Annotated in this window: 13 protein-coding genes; 2 read left to right on the top strand and 11 right to left on the bottom strand. The window is 43.5% G+C overall.

The features are described from left to right. Positions 1-72: 72 nt before the first annotated feature. A complete protein-coding gene (locus Q1Q15_RS08575) occupies positions 73-834 on the bottom strand; it encodes an inositol monophosphatase family protein (RefSeq protein ID WP_300458516.1) in 762 nt (253 codons plus the stop codon). 288 nt (positions 835-1,122) lie between these two features. On the opposite strand from Q1Q15_RS08575, the gene Q1Q15_RS08570 reads away from it, so the two are divergent. After that, positions 1,123-2,232, top strand: a complete 1,110-nt coding sequence (locus Q1Q15_RS08570) for a lytic transglycosylase domain-containing protein (protein ID WP_300458515.1) — start codon at positions 1,123-1,125, stop codon at positions 2,230-2,232. Positions 2,233-2,234: 2 nt separating this feature from the next. Here the strand turns inward: Q1Q15_RS08570 and Q1Q15_RS08565 are convergent, their stop codons facing one another. Genes Q1Q15_RS08565 through guaA form a run of 4 tightly spaced genes read right to left on the bottom strand, consistent with a single transcriptional unit; the run spans position 2,235 to position 6,606 of the window. Further along, entirely contained in the window at positions 2,235-2,402 is a 168-nt protein-coding gene (locus Q1Q15_RS08565; RefSeq protein ID WP_300458513.1) for a hypothetical protein, read from the bottom strand. Between the two features lie 46 nt (positions 2,403-2,448). Then, positions 2,449-4,053 (bottom strand): SidJ-related pseudokinase, encoded by a 1,605-nt coding sequence (locus Q1Q15_RS08560; protein WP_300458511.1) that lies wholly within the window; start codon positions 4,051-4,053, stop codon positions 2,449-2,451. A gap of 20 nt (positions 4,054-4,073) precedes the next feature. Next, positions 4,074-5,054: a hypothetical protein gene (locus Q1Q15_RS08555; RefSeq protein WP_300458509.1), complete on the bottom strand. Its 981-nt coding sequence runs from the start codon at positions 5,052-5,054 to the stop codon at positions 4,074-4,076. A gap of 22 nt (positions 5,055-5,076) precedes the next feature. Next, positions 5,077-6,606, bottom strand: coding sequence for a glutamine-hydrolyzing GMP synthase (gene guaA / locus Q1Q15_RS08550; RefSeq protein ID WP_300458507.1), 1,530 nt, complete (start codon positions 6,604-6,606; stop codon positions 5,077-5,079). Between the two features lie 245 nt (positions 6,607-6,851). On the opposite strand from guaA, the gene efp reads away from it, so the two are divergent. After that, positions 6,852-7,415 (top strand): elongation factor P, encoded by a 564-nt coding sequence (gene efp / locus Q1Q15_RS08545; protein WP_300458506.1) that lies wholly within the window; start codon positions 6,852-6,854, stop codon positions 7,413-7,415. 27 nt (positions 7,416-7,442) lie between these two features. Here efp and topA read toward each other — a convergent pair whose 3' ends face one another. From topA to yajC, 6 genes are all read right to left on the bottom strand, one after another. Next, positions 7,443-9,710 carry a type I DNA topoisomerase gene (gene topA, locus Q1Q15_RS08540; protein ID WP_300458504.1) on the bottom strand — a complete coding sequence of 756 codons (2,268 nt, stop codon included), beginning with the start codon at positions 9,708-9,710 and terminating at the stop codon, positions 7,443-7,445. Beyond that, a complete protein-coding gene (dprA, locus tag Q1Q15_RS08535) occupies positions 9,707-10,780 on the bottom strand; it encodes a DNA-processing protein DprA (protein WP_300458502.1) in 1,074 nt (357 codons plus the stop codon). Before dprA ends, topA begins: the two co-directional genes overlap by 4 nt. A gap of 71 nt (positions 10,781-10,851) precedes the next feature. Then, positions 10,852-11,541 (bottom strand): tol-pal system protein YbgF, encoded by a 690-nt coding sequence (ybgF, locus tag Q1Q15_RS08530; RefSeq protein ID WP_300458501.1) that lies wholly within the window; start codon positions 11,539-11,541, stop codon positions 10,852-10,854. A gap of 4 nt (positions 11,542-11,545) precedes the next feature. Then, positions 11,546-12,577, bottom strand: a complete 1,032-nt coding sequence (secF, locus tag Q1Q15_RS08525; RefSeq protein ID WP_300458499.1) for a protein translocase subunit SecF — start codon at positions 12,575-12,577, stop codon at positions 11,546-11,548. A gap of 12 nt (positions 12,578-12,589) precedes the next feature. Further along, on the bottom strand, positions 12,590-14,161 hold the full coding sequence (gene secD / locus Q1Q15_RS08520; RefSeq protein WP_300458496.1) for a protein translocase subunit SecD: 1,572 nt from the start codon (positions 14,159-14,161) through the stop codon (positions 12,590-12,592). A gap of 21 nt (positions 14,162-14,182) precedes the next feature. Next, positions 14,183-14,518 carry a preprotein translocase subunit YajC gene (gene yajC / locus Q1Q15_RS08515; RefSeq protein WP_300458495.1) on the bottom strand — a complete coding sequence of 112 codons (336 nt, stop codon included), beginning with the start codon at positions 14,516-14,518 and terminating at the stop codon, positions 14,183-14,185. Positions 14,519-14,523 lie beyond the last annotated feature (5 nt).

Raw genomic sequence — 14,523 nt, 5'->3', positions numbered from 1 at the left:
TATTGATGTCTTTTCCTTGAATGGGGTAATTTCATGTTTTTTCCGGTACATCCGTCTCCATATGATATGGATTTATCCAAAATTTTCAAGTAGTTTCTTTTGAAGGGACAAAGGGGTTGCCATAATTCCCTGTTCAGGGAAATTCAATGCTCCTTTGAAATCACAGACGCTTCCACCGGCCTGTTCAACGATAAATACCCCTGCGGCAATATCATACACATTTAAATTCATTTCCCAAAAACCGTCAAGCCTGCCGCATGCCACATAGCAAAGGTCAATGGCGGCTGAACCATACCGTCGAATGTCTCTTAACTGGGGAACAATCCGGTTGAAATAGGGTAGATTGTTTTTTTCAAGGTTTGCTCTCAAACATGCAAATCCCGTTGCCATGACAGCATTGATCAGCTGGTCGGTTTTTGAAACACAAATTGGCTCATCGTTTAAAAAAGCCCCCCCGCCTTTATCCGCATAGAACAGCTCATCCATACAGGGGACATAAACTGCACCACAGATCGTTTGACCCTGGTGCTGCACAGCGATACTGACGGCATAAAACGGCTGTTGATGGAAAAAGGAAGTGGTTCCGTCTATGGGATCAATTATCCAGAGGTAATCTGACGAAAAATGGGTCCGTCCTGTTTCCTCTCCCAAAATATCATGGGAGGGATATGCGGTTCTAATCTGGTGAACGATAAAATTTTCAACTTTTTTATCGGTAAGGGTGACCAGATCTTTTTGGTTTTTGAATGCCACATCTGAAAGCGTTAAAAGCGGTTGCTCTTTCATGCAGATCGCCCCTGCCTGTCGAATAAGAACTTTTAAAAAGGAGATCATTGCCTCACCTGAATGTTATATGAAAGTAATGCGTTATGAGTTTTGAGTAGTGAGTAGTTATGCCTCCCTCAATACTCATGACTCACCTCTCATAACGTTCATATTTTGCTGTGCCCGTCAGGGCATGGCAGTTATGTGAATAACGGTTTTGGGAAGTATGGCATATCAGGGACGTCTTTTCAAAGGAAAACGCCCCATGTCATCAATTCCCATGAATGGTGCATTGACTTTGAAATTTGATTTTGAGATGATTCTTTAACCAAAATTTTTTAACATCTGGATATGGCTATGACATTTAAGACTTCCTGTATTGCTGGCTTTATTTTAATCCTGGGGGCGGCGGTTTTCCCTTTTCTGTGTTCCGGCACAGAGCCATTGCGGTCTCAGCCCGTCCAACAGGCGTTCCCTTCATTAATGGAAAGTATTCAATTTAAAACAAATATTCAATATTGTAACGTTAACATTCCCCTGGAACATCAGGATATAAAAGAAAGACTTGAAAAAGAGATGTTACTGGCCGTGTGGGATCGACCCCAGGTGATTCTCTGGATGAAACGGGCGGGAAAATATTTCCCCCATGTGGAAGATATTTTACACCACCATGGGTTACCCCTTGATTTGAAATATGTTCCCCTCATTGAAAGCGCATTAAGGCCCCATGCCGGTTCTGCCAAAGGTGCTGTGGGGTATTGGCAGTTTTTAAAGTCCACGGGTAAACGACATGGCCTCAGGATTGATTCCCAGGTGGATGAACGACGGAATATTTTTAAATCAACCCATGCGGCCTGTGACTATATAAAGGCGTTAAAGACCCAGTTTGGATCCTACCTGCTGGCGCTGTCTGCTTATAATATGGGCGAATATGGATTGAAAGGTGAAATCGAACTTCAAAAAAGCAATGATTTTTTTTCATTGTATCTTCCGCTGGAAACGCAACGGTATATCTTTAAACTTATTTGTGCCAAATTAATTCTTGAAAATCCCGCATCATACGGATTCTTTTTGGAAAAATCAGACCTATACCCTGTTTTTGCATTTGATCGCGTCACGTTCACATCCGGTGCTGAACTTCCCATCTCATTCATTGCCCAGGTTGCCGGGTTACCCTTTAAAACAATTAAAGATTACAACCCGGAATTGCGGGGGTATTACCTGGGAAAAGGGAAACGTCATATCCTGGTACCCAAAGGAACCGCAAAAGGATTTAACGACCGGTTTTCAGCATATTATAAACACTGGAAAAAAACAGCTAACACAAAATTTCACACAGTTAAACGTGGCGAAAATCTGACGGGGATTGCCAAAGCATATCAGATCTCTCTTTTTTCTTTGTTAAAATCAAATAATCTTTCTGTAAACGGTAAAATTTATCCAGGTGACAGGCTGTTGATTGAATAGGATTACGAGGGGATCTCGGTGGAATCTTGTTTGGACGTCTCTTTTTTGGGTTTTTGTTGCTTTTTAAAACAGATTTTGTCCTCTCGTATGATGGCACAAAGCTTTGGGTTATGCAATTCTCTGCAGGTTGCGTGATTATAGAGCGGGCATTCCGGGTATTGTTTAGACATTTCTAATCCTTTTTAATGGTATCCCCAAAGAATGGAATATACTACCCTAATTTGAAGAAGCTTTCAACCCATTTTCCATGAGGTACCGGTCAGATATGCACAGGGAAGAGAGACAAAAGAGAAATTCCATCAATTCCGGGACTGAAATGGGTTGGTTAAAGCCGCCTAAATGAGGGCCGGTATTTAAAACGATATCCTGGTCGCCTTTTTTAATATGAGCCGGCAGGGAGGTGTCATATCCCCGGGAAATTAAAAAATCATGAAACTCAGTTTCCGTCATGTTGTCTTGATCCCGGATCCGAAGGGTTTCTTCCATGTGATGGTCCATCCCCATGGTTTCAATGAGACGGTCGATCAAACGGTCATCAAAAAATTGGTTGATGGTCTTTAAGGGAACACCGGTCATGCCTTGATAATAAAGACGCACAATATCCTGGAACAGTTCTGAAAACACGGACCTGTCAAAAAGGCTCCGGGTATCAATCGGGTGACCGTTTTCATCCCATCCGAGTCGTTCCGGGGCTTTGTTTCGAAAAACACTTCCCACAACCAGCACAAAGCCTAAAATGTGTTCTCCAATAAAATGGTGTAGTTTTTTGGTATCTTTAATGGCTATCAAATGTTCAAAATCCCTTAAACCGGATTTTGCAAAATTCGGAAACTGGCTGGATTCAAGCCATTTGTCCAGCCTGCCGCCCTGTTCCCAGACGTAGACGCCGTGATCATCACGCCGGGATTGCTGGACCCGGTTATGAAATAAAGGAATAAGGGCGGTATGGATAATCCCTTGGGACGTTAACTTTCCCAGAAGCCATGCATTTCGCCTGAATATTTCTTTCACAGCCATGCGTTGGTCTTTAAAAAAATCCGGGGCATTGGGATAAAAGAAATAATCTTTTTCTGCGATAAAAACAATGGCCAGATATTCTTTTGATATATGGGGGTTTTCCCGGATGACATTCGGCAGATGGGTTAACTTAAACAAGGCCGTATTGTTGATGCAGACAGGAATAGGGATTTTAAATGTCGACTGCCGGCAGGGGGGATTGTCCCTTAAAAAATGAAGCCAATGGGATTCCATGATGAGGTCAGCCCCATTTTCTTTTGATCGGGCAAATTTAATACAAGCGATGTGTCCATTGGGCATCTCGCCCCTGAGGGTTCTGCCATGCCAGTGAAAAGCGGTGATATCCAGATCCTCCAGCTGACACAACAAGGTATCAAATGATACGTCCACCCGGTCATTCAGGTTTATGGCCTGGATATCCGGGCCGGTGATGGTTAAGGGCAAAGATCCAAGCGCTTCTGAAACCGCTCGATGTTTTTTCCCGTGACTTGAGAGTAAGAGTTCCTGAAGTTTAAAAATGCTAAACCCGGCCAAAGGGTGTGTCCTGTCAAAGGACAGATGGATCAGGGCACAGGCCGTCTCTTTATACAGGAAATAGGCTTGTCGTTTGGCAGCGTACCGGTTGGATTGAATCAGCATCAAGAGTGCTGTGACGGTTTGTTCGGTGATGGATTCCGGTGTTTTTTTTATGTGAGAAAAAAGATATTGAACGGCCAGATACGCTGCGGAAAACCCAATGGTTTGATGTAACAGCTGATGTTCCGTCTGAAGTCGACCTTCTTGTTTGTCTGCAAATGATATCAAAAGAACCCGGCACTCACCCTCTATTGGTCCAGAGATTCTTGTTCAATCTTAACGGCATCAGATGAATCAATATTGATTTGTGGTTCTGGTTTAAAAAGGGGGGGTGTTTTCTGGGGTGGCGTTTTGGGCGAAGACGTGTTCATCAACAGGTCAAGATCTTTTTGAAGCCGGGATATATTGGCAGTAAGTTTTCGATTCAAGACGTCTACCTGCGCATCAATCGTCTTTATATGATGGTCTAAATCGGTTTTTAATGGCGTTAACCGCTCATCAAGTGTGGCAGATGAGAGGGTCTCCTGTTCCAACCGGTTATATTTCTTCACCAGAAGACTTAACTCTTTTTGAAGCGCTCCGATTTGCTCGTCATAGTGGGAAAGCTCCAAAAGTCTGACATCAAATTCTTCTTTAAACAGGGTGATCTCGTTTTTTATCTGCTGTGATGTGGTATCAAACAGGGTTTGATTTTTTTTTATGGTGGAAAGGGTTTCTTTGTTGATCCTTTCAAAGGTCTGAAGGGTTGTTTTGTCTTGATTCGCGTTGTTGGCAACCTGCTTGCTAAGTTTATCGAACTGGTCGGCAATAGATTTCGCATCTGCTTTTGAATGGGTTAGTTTTACCATCTGGCCTTCAAGTGAAGTCGTTTTCGTGTTCAATACCGGCAGCTGATTATCAAGATCATACCGGTTCCTTGCTATTTTTACATCCAGGGCATTTAATTTTTCTTCTACTTGTTGAGAAACCCTTTCCACCTGGCTTTGTTTGGTCTGATCCACATCCACCATACGTTCGGTGATATCAAGGTAGGCAAAGATAAAAATAGCACCGATCAGGCAGGGAATAATGATGGAAATAATGGTGACCCGGTTGGAAAGCTTATCGATTTTCAGGGTATTGATTTCTTCGTGATACGCTGATGCTGGGATGTCTCTGTCACTCATTTTCCCGGCCTTTTTCCCCGTATCGAAATTCGGATGATCAGGTCTGAAATCTTTTAAATTCATTGAATCCATTTTTATATGTTAGTTATTCCCATTCAATGGTTCCGGGAGGCTTTGAAGTGATATCAAAAACGACGCGATTAATATGGTCGACTTCATTGATAATCCTGTTGGAAATCTGACCTAAAAGGTCATGGGGTAATTTAGCCCAGTCCGCCGTCATGGCATCATTGCTGGTGACAGCCCGGATGGCAATACAATTGGCAAAGGTTCTTTTATCTCCCATCACGCCCACACTTTTTATGGGCAGCAGAACCGCAAAAGACTGCCATAATTTTCTATAAAGTCCGGCAGCTTTTATTTCTTCAAGCAAAACAGCGTCTGCCGCCCTTATAATTTCAAGTCGTTCCGGGGTGATCTCTCCCATGATTCTGATGGCCAGTCCCGGCCCGGGAAAAGGCTGCCGCCATATCAGATCCTCAATAATCCCCAGTTCGGCGCCGAGTTTCCTGACTTCATCTTTAAAAAGAAGCTGCAGGGGTTCGATGAGTTTCAGCTTCATTTTTTCCGGTAACCCCCCGACATTGTGATGGGATTTGATGATGTCAGTGGGTCCCCCAAAGGCGGATTTGGATTCAATAATATCCGGGTACAAGGTTCCCTGTCCCAGGAACTCGGCACCATCTATTTTTTTTGCTTCAGCATCAAACACGTCTATAAAAAGGGTCCCGATAATTTTTCGTTTTTTTTCAGGATCTGTCACACCTTTTAATGCGGTTAAAAATTTATCTGCTGCATCAACAAAGCGGATATTTAAATCCAGGTTGGCAATCAGGCTTTTTTCAAGTGTTTCTCTTTCGTTTTTTCTCAACAGCCCGTTGTCAACAAAAATACAAAATAGATTTTTGCCAATGGCTTTATGAATAAGGGTCGCGGCAACGGATGAATCCACACCGCCGGAAAGCCCCATAATAACTTTTTTGTCGCCAACGGCTGCTTTAATCTGGGCAATGGCGCCATCAGAAAATGATTGCATCGTCCAGTTTTCCTGGCACTGGCAGACATCAAATAGAAAATGACGGATCATCAATGCGCCGTTTATTGAGTGTTCAACCTCAGGGTGAAGCTGGAGCCCGTAAAATTTTTTTTCATGATTTGCAATGGCAGCGATGGCCGTATTTTTGGTGGAAGCGGTAACCACAAAATTATCCGGCAATTCCAGGGCAGAATCCCCATGACTCATCCAGCATTGAAACCCGGTGTCCATATCTTTGAATAAAGGGTCGGGTTCCTTGATATCAAGGCTTGCAAACCCATATTCCCGCTTGGCCGCTTTTTTGATCGTCCCGCCCAGGGTATGGACCATGTAATGCATCCCGTAACAGATCCCAAGGATGGGGATCCCAAGATCGAAAAGGGATCGGTCCATACGGGGGCTGTTTTCTTCATATATGCTGGAAGGGCCTCCGGAAAGAATAATGCCTTTTGGATTGAGGGCCTTTATCTTGTCAACGGAAATATTTGAGGGTTCTACCTGGCAATAAACGTTGTTTTCTCTAACCCTTCTGGCAATCAACTGGTTAAATTGTGAACCGAAATCAATAACGATGATCATAACACTTTCCCTGTATTGATAAAATTTCTAAATCATATTTTTTCCTATAATACAGACAAAAAAGCAAGTTGTTTTTATCTGGTGCCGCAATTCTCATCATAAAACGCAATGGTCGCCTGACCCGGTTTAGTTATTGCCATAATGAGAATTGGTGTATCCGGAGGTTGCCAATTGGCCCCTAATATGATTAAAGAGAAGGAAATGATGGCAACAATTATATTCGAAAGATAAATGAGGAGCATTACATGTATTTAGCAAGTGATTTAAAAAAGGGGTTAAAGTTTGAAATAGATGGTGAACCCTATATCGTTATTGGATTTGAATTTAAAAAACCCGGCAAAGGGCAGTCCCTTTATAAATGCAAATTAAAAAATATGATTACGGGTAACTTGTTCGAACGGACCTATCGATCCGGTGACAAGTTTAAGCGAGCGGATCTTGAAGAACAGGAAATGGAATATCTATATTCGGATAAAGACAGTTATTGTTTTATGAATACCGCCAACTATGAACAGCATTTCCTGAACAAAGACCAGGTAGGGGATGCAACAGATTTGCTTAAGGATAATACCGTCTGTACCATTCTCTTGTATAATGGCCTGCCCATTGGGATTACCCTGCCCAATTTTATCAATTTGCAGGTGGTGGAATCAGAACCCTGGGCAAAAGGGGATACCGCCACCGGAAGCACCAAACCGGCAATCCTTGAAACCGGATTAGAAGTCCAGGTGCCCCCCTTTATAGACCAGGGACAGATGATAAAAATTGATACCCGGACCCGAGAATATGTCGAAAGGGTTAATGAATAAAAAGGGTAAATAACCGGGTCGGATTTTTTATATCGGTTCTTTGAAATTACACTTCCGGTTGGGGCATTTTAAAAATTTTCCTTCCTTTTTGGTCTCTTTTTCCACCAGATAGGGTGAGTTGCAATCCGGACAAACCCTGTCAACCGGTTTGTCCCATGATGCAAAGGTGCAATCCGGATAGGTTGAGCAGCCAAAAAAGATTTTTCCTCTTTTGGTCTTTTTTTCCACAATGGTTCCCTGGCAATTGGTTTCAGGGCATTTTACGCCGATATCCTTGCCACTGAATTCCCCATTGACGGATTCGGTATGCTTACACTCCGGATATCCGGTACAGGCGAGGAAGGGGCCGAAACGGCCTTCTTTTTGAACCATGGGTTTACCACATTTGATGCAGTCTTTGACCTTGGTATTATCAATGATTTTTTCAACAATTGAAATATTGCCGCGTTCATCTCGAAGATAATTGCTGGTAAATGAACACTCTGGATATCCGGTACAGGCAAGGAAATGACCGTTTTTGCCAATTTTGATATTCAATGGCTTTTCACAGGACGGACACGTCAAGCCTGTCTCAATGCCAACCCCTTTGACACTGGTCATGTGTTCACTTGCCGCATCCAGGTATGTCTTGAAGGACGTGTAAAAATCAGTTAACAGCTGCACTTCTTCTAAGTTACCGGTTTCAACATCGTCAAGGTTGGTTTCCATCTGGGCGGTGAAAGAGATATTTAAAACCGTTGGAAAAGAAGCGACCAACAGATCGTTGACAATAAACCCGAGTTCACTGGGAATAAAATACCGATTCACAAGGTCCACATATCCTTTATCCCGGATCACGGACAGGATAGACGCATAGGTACTGGGTCGACCAATACCGTTTTTTTCAAGCTCTTTGACAAGGGATGCCTCGGAAAATCGTGGGGGTGGCTTTGTAAAATGCTGTTTGGGAATAATTCCCAATGTTTCCAGCAGGGTGCCTTCTTTGGCATCCGGCAGCGCCTGTATGTCTTTCCCATTTGCTTCCTCATCCTGGGAATACAGCGTCATGAAACCCGGAAACCGCACGGTTGAACCGCTGACTGAAAACAGGTATGTCTCGGTTGCCTGAATCAAGATGGTCTTCTGGTCTATGATGGCCTGGGCCATTTGTGATGCCACAAACCGTTTCCATATCAGGTCATAGAGTTTGAACTGATCCGGTGATAGAAATTTTTTAAGGTTTTCAGGTGTGTGAAAAACCGAAGTGGGACGAATGGCTTCATGGGCATCCTGGACCTTGTTTTTGTTTTTAAAGGACCGGGGGGTGGTCAATGCATATTCTTCTCCCAGGTTTTGCAGGATAAATGACTGTGCTTCCTGGGCGGCATCCGGTGCGATTCTGATGGAATCGGTCCGCATATAGGTGATCAGGCCTTCCGGGCCTTCTGTTCCAATCTCAATGCCTTCATAGAGCTGCTGGGCAACCACCATGGTTTTTCGTGCTGAAAATCTAAGCTGGTTAATGGCATCCTGTTGAAGTTTGCTGGTAATAAAGGGGGGTAAGGGGTTTCGCTTGATGGTTTTGGTCTTTATTTCATGAATAACAAACTGGGCGGCTTCAAGATCTTTTAAAATACCTGTGGCCTGCTTCTCGTTAATGATTTTGGCTTTTTTATTGTTAATCTTAATGAGGCTGGCATTAAACTGAGGGGGCGCTTCTGAAACAAGGTCTGCTGTAATCGTCCAAAATTCTTCCGGAATAAATTTTCGAATATCTCTTTCCCGGTCACAAATAATTTTAACCGCAACAGACTGAACCCTTCCTGCACTTAATCCTCTCTGGACTTTTTGCCATAGCAACGGAGAAATCTGATACCCCACCAGCCGATCCAGTTTTCTTCTTGCCTGTTGCGCATCATATTTGTGAACATCCGGTACCAGGGTCTGCTGTAATGCCTCTTGAATGCCTTTTTTCGTTAACTCATGAATAAGAACACGATGAAACACCCGGTCTTTTTTCTTTAAAATATCCATGATGTGGAAGGCAATGGCTTCCCCTTCACGATCCGGATCCGGTGCAAGATAGACTTCATCCGCATCCTTGGCCAGTTTCTTTAAATTAGCGATCACTTTTGATTTGTCTTTTATGTTGACATATTGGGCTTTAAAATTTTTTTCAAGATCAATCCCAAGGGTTTTAACGGGAAGGTCCCTTATATGGCCGGCACTGGCAGCTACATTGAATTCTTTTCCCACATATTTTTTCAGGGTTTTAATTTTGGTTGGAGACTCGACGATAATTAGGGGTTTGCTCAATGGTATTCCTCCGAGATCGAATAATAATTGCCCTGATGGCGTGTCACTTTACCTTCCAGTTCCAAATCCAGTAATTGTGATGTCACCTGGGAACTGTCCATTCCGCTTTTCTCGATCAAAACATCGATATGGACAGGGTAGGGGTCAAGAAAATTCATCATTAAAGATGGATGCTGTTTGAATTTTTCATGGTGGGTTGTCGGTTTTAAAGGGGTCGCTGGACGGGTTTCTCGTTTTTTATGAACAAAATGATGGAGTTCATCCATCACATCCATTTCGGTTTCAACTAGTTTGGCCCCTTGTTTTAACAGCGAATGGGTGCCTTCGCTTTTTTTTGATGTGATGCTTCCGGGAACTGCAAATACTTCACGGTTATATTCACCGGCCAGTCGAGCCGTGATCAAAGATCCACTTCTTCTGGCAGCTTCAACAACAATGCTGCCACAGGACAGCCCGGCAATAATCCGGTTTCGAATGGGAAAATTTGAGGGTAATGGATGGGTATTGATTCTGAATTCTGAAAAAACAGTGCCGGTTTCCGCAATGGCCTGGAACAGGCCCTGATTTTCCCTGGGATATATCTTATTCAATCCGGACCCCATCACAGCGATGGTTTTCCCGTTTGCTTTTAAGGCACCCTTGTGGGCCATGGTATCAATTCCCCTTGCCAGCCCACTGACAATCTGAAATCCGTTTATGGCCAATTTATAGGAAAGATTCTCAGAGGTACTTAAGCCATAGGCGGTTGCCGTCCTTGAGCCGATAACAGAGATACTCGGCGCGGTGTTATCAAGGATGCCCAGGTAGGTCAAAAAAGGGGGAGGGTCTGGAATTTGTTTGAGTAACGCAGGATAGGCCGCATCTGTCAAGGTTACAATTTGAATATGGTTGCTTAAAATAAGATCTAATTCTTTTTTTGCCCTGGAAAGCGCTGCTGTATGATGGAGAATGCCGGTTAAAATCCTTGAAGAGAGGGTGTTCACCCGTTGAAGTTGATTTTCAGATGCCTTTAAAACGTTTTCCGGGGAGTTAAATTCATGGATGAGACGTTTATACAGGGTATTGCCCAAAAACGGAATTTCCCGCAACGTAAACCAAGGTAGATATTTTTCAAAGGACGTCTGCATGTTTAAAATGGATATTATTCAAATTTTTCCAGTTTTTCCTGGGCTTTTTCTGCGGCCGAAGAAAAAGGATATTTTTTTAAGACTTGTTTTAAATAGTGATTTGCCCGATTGGCATCTGCCAGGGATAAATATGAATAGCCTAATTTTAGCAGTGCATCCGGGGTTTTATCTGATGTTGGATATTTTAGTTCCAGATCTTTGAACACAGAAATGGCGCGGTGATACTCTCCCAGAGAATAGTAACACTCCCCCAGCCAGTAGACGGCGTTGTCGGCCAGGTGGTCCTGGGGATAGGTGTTGATAAACTCAGTGAACAGGTCTGCCGCCGTTTCATAGTTTCCCTCAATTAAAACGTTTCTTGCTTTTTTATACAGCGATGTCGGGTTGACAGAGGGGGCGGTATACCGGGCAGCGGACGGTTTTTTTTCCAGGGCGGATATCTTTTTTTCCATGGTCAAAAGGGTTTCTTCAAGCGTTTCCAAGGTGGTATTTTTGTTTTCCATTTGAACGACCAATTCTGCCTGGCCCTGCTTGACTGCTGAGAGTTCCGATTCCAGCCTGGATATCCGGGTCTCAGCGGCCGTTTTCTTTTCAAGGTTTCCTGCGGGTCCATCCGTTGAATGGATAGCACCGCAGGAAACAAAGAAAATTGTTGACATCAACAGAAAAACAAGGTGACACAAATGAGATTTGAAATCAATCATTCCCTTACCTTTTGGTGGCGGCCAGAACAATAGGGCTTGCCACAAATATGGAAGAATACGTGCCGATAAGGACACCGATAATCATGGCGAAGGCAAAATTATGGATGATTTCTCCCCCCAGAAAGTAAAGCGCCAGCAGAACGATCAACGTGGTTGTTGATGTTAAAATTGTTCTGGAAAGGGTTTCATTGATGCTTTTATTAAACAGCACTGACAATTTGTCCGTTGTTTTGATCCCTTTCAGGTTTTCCCGGATCCGGTCAAAGACAATAATGGTATCATTCAATGAGTACCCGATAATGGTCAACAGGGCGGCAATAATCGGCAAAGAAAAATCCAGGTTTAAAATTGAGAATACCCCCACCGTGATCAACACATCGTGCAGGAGAGCCACAATGGCACCCATGGCATATCTGAATTGTAATACCCAGAACAAGGCTAGAGAGATCACCAACGCGGCTGCGATGAGCACACCAATACCGACATTGAATATGGACAGAAAATAAACAGCAGTCATTAATGACCCGGCAGTAACACCGGAGATCATCCATTTTAATTCAAACCTGCCGGAAATATAGATGGTGATAAATAACAGGGAATAAAAAATAGCCAAAAGGGCTTTGTTCCTTAAGTCCTGGCCGATCTGGGGGCCAACCATCTCCACCCTTCGGATTTCAGGCACAATCCCGGTGGCTGCTTTGACCGCATCAGATATGGATTGAGACAATCCTTTACTGGTCATTTCCAGGTTGCTGGTCCGGATGAGATATTCATGGTCCATATCCTGTCCAAAGTTCTGTACGGAAGCATCTTTAAAGCCGATATTGGATATGGCGGATCGGATGTCGCCAATGGGGACCGATTCTGAAAATTTGAGCTGGATGATGGTCCCCCCCACAAAATCGATGCCATAGTTGGGTCCCTTATGAACAATGAGGGACCCGATGCTCAGGAGGATCAGGGCAATGGATAAAACAAATCCGATTTTTCGTTTACCGATAAAGTCTATGTTAATACCAGACTTGATAAGTTGCATTATGGTTTTCCTTTATATACTTAATTTTGACGATACTTTGTTCTTGAGAACAAAATCAAAAATGTTTTTTGAAAGGACCAGGGCCGTAAAAAGACTTGCCACAATTCCCAGGCAAAGGGTAACGGCAAATCCCTTGATCGCACCGGTACCAAACTGGTAAAGCACCAGGGCGGCAATCAGGGTGGTCACATTGGCATCCAGAATTGTCAGGGTTGCACGGTCAAATCCGGCATGAACTGATGCCAGGGCTGTTTTCCCGGACTTGAGTTCTTCTCTGATCCTTTCATAAATAATCACATTGGCATCAACCGCCATACCGATGGTCAGAATGATACCGGCTATTCCGGGCAGCGTTAAGGTGGCCTGGAACGCTGCAAGTCCACCACCAATAAGAATGATATTGATAATCAGTGCCAGATCCGCAATCAAACCGGAACCCTTATAATAAATCGCCATGAACAGGATCACAAGCAGTCCGCCAACCGCCATTGAAACAAGCCCGGTACGGATGGAATCAGACCCCAGTGTGGGACCCACGGTCCGTTCTTCAATGATATTCACCGGTGCCGGCAAAGAACCGGCTCTCAGGGCAATGGCCAGATCTTTTGCTTCATTCAAAGTAAAGTTACCGGTTATTCGGGCTTTTCCCCCGGCAATCCTGTCCTGGATGACCGGTGCGGAATACACCGATTGATCCAGGACAATGGCCAGGCGTTTATGGATATTTTCCCCGGTGACACGGTCAAAAATTCTGGCCCCTTTTCGATCAAATTCAATCCCCACCTGGGGTTGTTGAAATTGGTCAAACTCGACCCTGGCATCGGTTAATAGACTGCCATCCAAAAGGACTCTTTTTTTGATTAAAAAAGGAATTTTAGTGGATGTGCCGGATGCGGGATTGTATTTGTTTTGATAAAGAACCTCATCTCCCACGGGAGGGGTTCCTTTTAAGGCCAGATTAACATCTGCATCATCATCCACCAGTTGGAATGTCAATTGGGCGGTTTTTCCGATAAGACTTTTTGCCCTTTCAGGGTCCTTGATCCCCGGCAGCTGCAAAAGAATTCTGTTTTCACCCTGTATACGGATATCGGGCTCACTTACCCCAAACTCATCAATCCTGTTGCGGATGGTTTCAAGGGCCTGTTCCGTGGCCATTTTCTTAATGGAGGCAACCTCTTTTTCCGGCAAGGCCAATTTAAAGGAAATGATATTGTTGCTGGTTTGAGGTCGTTGGGTGATCAAATTTTTAAAGTTTTTTGAAAGAACTGTCTCAAAGCCGGATTTGTTTTTATCCCCTTGAAATTTAGCAAGAATAGAGTTGTCATTCAGACGGGAAATTCCCAAATGCTTCACACCTTCATTTCTAATCTCTTTTTTAATCTCTTGTATGGTTCTTTCCACCTCTGCTTCAACTGCTTTGATATTTTGAACTTCAAGTACAAGATGCATTCCTCCCTGGAGATCCAGCCCCAGATTGATTTTTTTATGGGGCCAGCAATTAAAGAAGGTCGGAAGCAAACAGACAACGGCTGTCAAAACAACAATAAGAATCAATACAGTTTTAACGGTAAATGGTTTCAAATCGAATTACTCCTAATGGATTTATTTTTTTTTATCTTCTTTCTGTACCGGTTGCGTATCAGAAATTACCGCAGCAACATTTCCCCGGGAAATTTTTATTTTTACCTTTTCAGCAATTTCAAGCCCGATGGTCGTGTCATCTAGACTTTGGATCGTTCCATAAATACCACCCGATGTAACGATTCTAACGCCTTTTTTTAAATTTGCGATCATTTCCCTGTGCTCCTTGGCCTTTTTTTGCTGGGGTCGAATCAAAAGGAAATAAAAAATGGCAAATAAAATAATAATCGGTAAGAAACCGGCTATTCCACCCGCTTGTCCACCTGTTTGTCCCATTGCATAAGCAGTACTAATCAAAGCAA

Origin of the sequence: Desulfobacula sp. (assembly GCF_030145145.1) — a bacterium.
Classification (GTDB): domain Bacteria; phylum Desulfobacterota; class Desulfobacteria; order Desulfobacterales; family Desulfobacteraceae; genus Desulfobacula.
Note: the sequence above shows the minus strand (reverse complement) of the source record. Positions and strands in the feature narration are given on the sequence as shown.